Below are 3,759 nucleotides of genomic sequence, written 5' to 3' on the forward strand. Positions count from 1 at the left end.
GCACGGGCCCGCCCGCCGCCGCCGCGGCCAGGCTCCGGACCAGCAGCACGCCGAAGTCCCTGGCCGGCCGGGAGGCGGGCCGGAAGAACCCGTCACCGGTCTCCAGCAGGGCCGCCCCTTCGCAATAGTGATCAGGTCCGCTCACGTCCGGATCCTTGCCCCAGCCATCGGTGTCGTCCGCCGACCCCCAGCCTGCCTCCGGGGAGGGCCCTTCGCCGGAAGGGGCCGACTGGGGGGATCACGCCCTCTGGCACTGGATCGGCCACAGCTGCCACTGGCGCCGTCTGGGGGACACCGGGCGGCCGGCCGTGGTGCTGCTGCACGGTTTCGGGGCCGGCAGCGGCCACTGGCGGCGCAATGCCGGTGCCCTTGCCGCAGCGGGCTGGTGTGTCTACGGGCTCGACCTGATCGGCTTCGGCGCCTCCAGCCAGCCGGGGACGCGTCGCCATCAGGGCCTCGACAACCGCCTCTGGGCCCGCCAGGTGCAGGCGTTCCTGGCGGAGGTGGTCGGGGGGCCGGCGGTGCTGGTGGGCCATTCCCTCGGCGGTCTGGTGGCCCTCACCTGCAGCGTGTTCTTCCCCACCTGGGTGCGGGCCGTGGTGGCGGCCCCCCTGCCCGACCCCAGCCTGCTGATGGCCCAGCGGCGGCCGCCCCGGCGCCGGCCCTGGCGGCGGCGGTTGAAGCGGGGGGGCATCCAGCTGCTGCTGCGGCTGCTGCCCCTGGAACTGGCGGTGCCCCTGCTGGCCCATTCCCCCCTGCTCGACCTGGGCATCCAGTCGGCGTACCACCACCCGGTGATCGGTGACCAGGAGCTGCGCCGGGTGATCGCCCGCCCCGCCCGGCGACCCGGCGCGGTGCGGGCCCTGCGGGCCATGAGCATCGGCATGGCCCTGCGGCCGCACCGGGCCACGGCCGTCTCCCTGCTGCAGCGGCCGGGGAGGCCCACCCTGCTGATCTGGGGGGCCCAGGACCGACTGGTGCCGGTGGAGGTAGCCCGGCAGTGCCTCGGCCTGCGCAGCGATCTGGTCCTGCACGTGATCGCGCGGTGCGGCCACTGCCCCCACGACGAGACCCCCGTCGCCTTCCATGGTGCGGTGCTCCCCTGGCTGGAGCGCCTGGAGGCCGGCTGAGGGCAGGGCACACCCGCCGCGTAGTTTTGGGAGGACGATTCCCGTCGCTGCTCCGGTCCCCCGCCGCACCCCGCTCCCGACCCCGACATGAAGCACACCCTCTCGGTGCTGGTGGAAGACGAATCGGGGGCCCTCAGCCGCATCTCCGGTCTGTTCGCCCGGCGCGGCTTCAATATCGAGAGCCTGGCGGTGGGGCCGGCCGAGCACCGCGGCATGTCCCGCCTCACGATGGTGGTGGAGGGGGACGACCGCACCCTCGAGCAGATGACCAAGCAGCTCAACAAGCTGATCAACGTGCTGGGCGTCATCGACCTGTCCACCATTCCCGCCGTGGAGCGGGAGCTGATGCTGCTGAAAGTGGCGGCGCCGGCGGAGAACCGCGGCGCCATCTTCGATCTCGTGCAGGTGTTCCGGGCCAAGGTGGTGGATGTGGCCGACGACGCCCTCACCCTCGAGGTGGTGGGGGACCCGGGCAAGCTGGTGGCCCTGGAGCGCCTGCTCGAGAGCTACGGCATCCTGGAGATCGCCCGCACGGGCAAGGTGGCGCTTGAGCGGGCCTCGGGGGTGAACACCGAGCTGCTCAAGGCCACCGTCTCTGACAAGCGGGTCCCGGCCTGAGGGCAGGCCGGTGCGTTGACGCCCCAGGCGACCTCAGGGCTTCTTGCTCTGAACCAGCGTGCCGCCGTCGATCACCTGGGCCCGGAGCAGCTTGTCCCCCTGCTGAATCCGGTCGATCACGTCCATCCCCTTGCTGACCCGGCCGAACACCGCATAGCGGCCATCCAGCTCGGGCAACGCCTGCAGGGCCACGTAGAACTGGGCGCTGGCCGAATTGGGATCGCTCGAGCGGGCCATGGCCACCGCGCCACGCTCGTGGCTGAGGGCCAGCTGGCGGGTCACGGTCGGTGAGGTGATCTCCTCCCCGTAGCGGGGTTCCTGCTGACCGTCGAGCTTCAGCTCCAGGGGAATGCGCCGGGACTCGCCACTGGCCGGGTCGACGAAGCCGCCGGAGCCGTAATCGCTGGCGGGCACCCTGGGATCGGCGCTGCTGGGGTCACCCCCCTGGACCACGAACGGGACCGGTTCCTTCACCACCCGGTGGAAGACCGTGCCGTTGTAGACCCCCCGGCGGACGAGATCGACGAAGTTTCCGGCCGTGAGCGGCGCCGCTGCCCCATCCAGGGTCAGCTCCACCGGCCCCTTGCTCGTTTCCATCGCCACCACGGCCGTGCCCTTGAGGCAGGGGGTGGTGGCCGCCTCGCAGCCCATGGGTCGGTTGCCGGTGTCGGCGGCGCAGGCCGCCAGGCCGAGGGGCGTCAGGCCCAGCAGCACCAGAAGCAGCAGGCGCCAGCCGAGGCCGGCGGCTTTCGTGGTGGAACGCATGGTTCAGAGTCCCTCCAGGGGGACGCCCAGGAAGCGGGCCAGGCGGGCTCCGGCCAGCTCCAGATCCGCCAGGGGCATGGGCTCACCCACCCGGGTCAGGGGCATGTCCCGTCGGCCCTGCACCCGCAGGGCCAGGCGCCGCTGGGGACTGAGCCCGTCGCGCACCTCCACCTTCACCGCCTGGATCTCCCGCAGGGGGATCACCACCTCGATCGCCTGGCGGAAGCCGCGGCGGCTGATGCGCGCCTCGCCGGCGGCCCGGTCGAAGCGGTTGGTGCCCGAGCCCACGTCGATGCCGATCACCAGCCAGAGATAGGCGGCCAGCAGCAGGGCCGCCACGCCGTAGAGGCCCATGACCAGACCCTGGGGCACCCAGACGAGGGCGGCGGGGTGACCGATGGGCAGCAGGTCGCGGCCGAACCGGCTGGAGGCGCTGGTGAGCACGAAGCCGATCCCACCGATGCTCACGGCAGCGGCCACCAGCAGGTTGGAGAGCCGCCGGGAGCCGAGCACCGGCTGCTCCAGCACCTGCTCGTCGGCCGAAGGAGAAGCGACGCCGGGCGAAGCCATGCGGGACGAAGGGACGATGGGCCGCCATCCTGCCGCGAAGCGTGCCGGAGGCGTCAGTTTCAGCCCATGTCGCCCGGCGCGGGAGGCGGATCAACGTTGTTACCATCCCCCGGTAACCCACAGCCCTGCGGGTCATCCGCACCGCTTTCACCCATGACGATCGCCCTGGGGCGCGCCCCTGCCACCCGTGGATGGTTCGACGTCCTCGACGACTGGCTCAAGCGCGACCGCTTCGTTTTCGTGGGGTGGTCCGGTCTGTTGCTGTTCCCCACGGCCTATCTGGCCCTGGGCGGCTGGCTCACCGGCACCACCTTCGCCACCTCCTGGTACACCCACGGCATTGCCAGCAGCTACCTGGAGGGGTGCAACTTCCTCACCGCTGCCGTCAGCACCCCCGCTGATGCCATGGGGCACAGCCTCCTGCTGCTCTGGGGCCCGGAAGCCCAGGGTGACTTCGTCCGCTGGATCCAGCTCGGCGGCCTCTGGCCCTTCGTGGCCCTGCACGGCGCCTTCGCCCTGATCGGTTTCATGCTGCGCCAGTTCGAGATCGCCCGTCTCGTCGGCATCCGTCCCTACAACGCCATCGCCTTCTCCGGCCCGATCGCGGTGTTCGTCAGTGTCTTCCTGATGTACCCCCTGGGTCAGAGCAGCTGGTTCTTCGCGCCGTCCTTCGGGG

At 71.6% G+C, this 3,759-nt stretch carries 5 protein-coding genes; 3 read left to right on the forward strand and 2 right to left on the reverse strand.

Annotated features, from left to right (window positions below):
- The first annotated feature begins 170 nt into the window (after window positions 1-170).
- Together VB737_RS15515 and ilvN are read left to right on the forward strand one after the other, a co-directional pair.
- A complete protein-coding gene (locus tag VB737_RS15515) occupies window positions 171-1,130 on the forward strand; it encodes an alpha/beta fold hydrolase (protein ID WP_500314278.1) in 960 nt (319 codons plus the stop codon).
- Between the two features lie 87 nt (window positions 1,131-1,217).
- Complete coding sequence (gene ilvN / locus VB737_RS15520) at window positions 1,218-1,748, forward strand: acetolactate synthase small subunit (protein WP_254949260.1); 531 nt, start codon at window positions 1,218-1,220, stop codon at window positions 1,746-1,748.
- A gap of 33 nt (window positions 1,749-1,781) precedes the next feature.
- Here ilvN and VB737_RS15525 read toward each other — a convergent pair whose 3' ends face one another.
- Window positions 1,782-2,513 (reverse strand): peptidylprolyl isomerase, encoded by a 732-nt coding sequence (locus VB737_RS15525; protein ID WP_500314279.1) that lies wholly within the window; start codon window positions 2,511-2,513, stop codon window positions 1,782-1,784.
- Window positions 2,514-2,516: 3 nt separating this feature from the next.
- On the reverse strand, window positions 2,517-3,083 hold the full coding sequence (locus VB737_RS15530; RefSeq protein ID WP_500314280.1) for a photosystem I assembly protein Ycf4: 567 nt from the start codon (window positions 3,081-3,083) through the stop codon (window positions 2,517-2,519).
- A 153-nt stretch (window positions 3,084-3,236) separates the two neighbouring features.
- Between VB737_RS15530 and VB737_RS15535 the strand changes: the two genes are divergently transcribed.
- On the forward strand, window positions 3,237-3,759 hold a 523-nt coding region (locus VB737_RS15535; RefSeq protein ID WP_500314281.1), incomplete at its 3' end, for a photosynthetic reaction center family protein.

The sequence above is a fragment of the Synechococcus sp. BA-120 BA3 genome, from assembly GCF_034931285.1.
Taxonomy (GTDB): Bacteria; Cyanobacteriota; Cyanobacteriia; order PCC-6307; family Cyanobiaceae; genus Cyanobium.

Excerpts from the sequence above, each read along its gene's own strand:
- ilvN (WP_254949260.1), top strand. The coding sequence starts at position 1,218 with ATGAAGCACACCCTCTCGGTGCTGGTGGAAGACGAATCGGGGGCCCTC.
- VB737_RS15530 (WP_500314280.1), bottom strand. The coding sequence starts at position 3,083 with ATGGCTTCGCCCGGCGTCGCTTCTCCTTCGGCCGACGAGCAGGTGCTG.
- VB737_RS15525 (WP_500314279.1), bottom strand. The coding sequence starts at position 2,513 with ATGCGTTCCACCACGAAAGCCGCCGGCCTCGGCTGGCGCCTGCTGCTT.